Source organism: Streptomyces sp. NPDC002513 (assembly GCF_053595355.1).
The window spans coordinates 1-1,557 of sequence record NZ_JBSFXK010000158.1 but is presented as its reverse complement, the minus strand read 5'-3'; the positions used below and the strand labels follow the sequence as shown (position 1 = coordinate 1,557).

At 68.9% G+C, this 1,557-nt stretch carries 1 protein-coding gene and 1 pseudogene; both read right to left on the bottom strand.

Going from position 1 to position 1,557, the window contains the following annotated elements; genetic code table 11:
• On the bottom strand, positions 1–1,327 hold a 1,327-nt coding region (locus tag ACWD5Q_RS35470; protein WP_451431183.1), incomplete at its 3' end, for an acyltransferase domain-containing protein.
• Positions 1,328–1,426: 99 nt separating this feature from the next.
• A pseudogene (locus tag ACWD5Q_RS35465) lies at positions 1,427–1,557 on the bottom strand (ketoacyl-synthetase C-terminal extension domain-containing protein); the annotation flags it as partial.

Below are 1,557 nucleotides of genomic sequence, written 5' to 3'. Positions count from 1 at the left end.
GGAAGGCGTAGGTGGGCAGTTCGACTCGTTGGGTGGTGGCTGGGTTGTATGCGTGGGTCCAGTCGACTTCCACGCCTGCGACGAATGCTTCGGCGGCCGAGGTGTAGAAGCGGTGTGCGCCGCCGTCGTCGCGGCGCAGGGAACCGATCACTGCTCCGGTGGTCTGGGCGGTGTGCAGGCATTCATCGAGGGCGGCGGTCAGGACGGGGTGGGGACTGCATTCGATGAAGGCGCGGTATCGGTCAGTGACCGCAGTGGCTGTGGCCTGGTCGAACCGGACTGGTTGCCGCAGGTTGGTGTACCAGTATTCGCCGTCCAGTCTCTGGCCGTCGATCAGGCCACCGGTGACGGCCGAGTACATCGGGATCGTGCCCGTCCGTGGTTGCAGTTCCGCCAGTGCCTCGGTCACCTGCTCGCGGACCTGTTCGACCTGGGGGGAGTGGGATGCGTAGTCGACCGGCAGTCTGCGGTAGCGGATCCCGTTTTCCGCGCACCGGTGTTCCAGTGCCTCCAGCGCCGGGGGGGTGCCGGCTACCACGGTGGCTCCGGGCCCGTTGACGGCTGCAACGACCAGGCCGCCGCCCACTTCGTCCAGGATGTTCTCGGTCTGCTCCAGCGGTACTGCCAGGGAGGCCATGCCGCCTGATCCGGCCAGTGTGACCAGGGCCTGGCTGCGCAGTGCCACCACCCGTGCGGCGTCGGGCAAGGTCAGTGCTCCCGCTGTGTAGGCGGCCGCGACCTCGCCCTGCGAGTGTCCCACCACGGCGGCTGGTTCCACTCCCAGCGACCGCCAGAGCTGTGCCAGTGAGACCATCACGGCGAACAGTGCGGGTTGCACCACATCGACCCGTTCCAGTTCGCTGCCCCCGTCTGTCAGGACCTGGGTCAGCGACCAGTCGACATACGGTGCCAGTGCTTGTTCGCAAAGCTCGATGTGGTCGGCGAACACGTGTGAGGAAGCCAGCAGGTCCCGGCCCATGCCGACCCATTGCGCTCCCTGTCCGGGGAAGACGAAGACCGGCCCGATACCACCGACTCCGCCGGCCGGTGCCGGTGAGGCGCCCACGATCACCCCGGCACCGGCTGTGCCCGCTTCGACCGCCGCGAGTCCTTCGAGCAGCCTGGCCCGGTCCGGGCCCAGGACCACGGCGCGGTGTTCGAACACCGACCGGGATGCGGCCAGTGACCAGCCCACCGCGCTCTCACTGAGCCCCGCCCGCCCGCCCGCGAACTCCCGCAGCCGGCCCGCCTGCGCACGCAGACCCCCGGCCGACCGCCCCGACACCACCCACGGCACCACACCCGACACCACACCCGCGTCAGACACACCCGCGTCAGAGACACCCGCGTCAGACACACCCGCGTCAGAGACGGCCGCGTCGGACGGGGCCGAGTGAGGCGCGGCCGGTTCCGGCAGCTTTCCGGAATCCTGTTCGTCGGCCGGTGCTTGTTCGAGAACGACGTGTGCGTTGGTGCCGCTGATGCCGAATGAGGACACTCCTGCCCGGCGTGGGTGGGTGGTCTGTGGCCATTGCATGGGTTGGGTGAGGAGTTGGA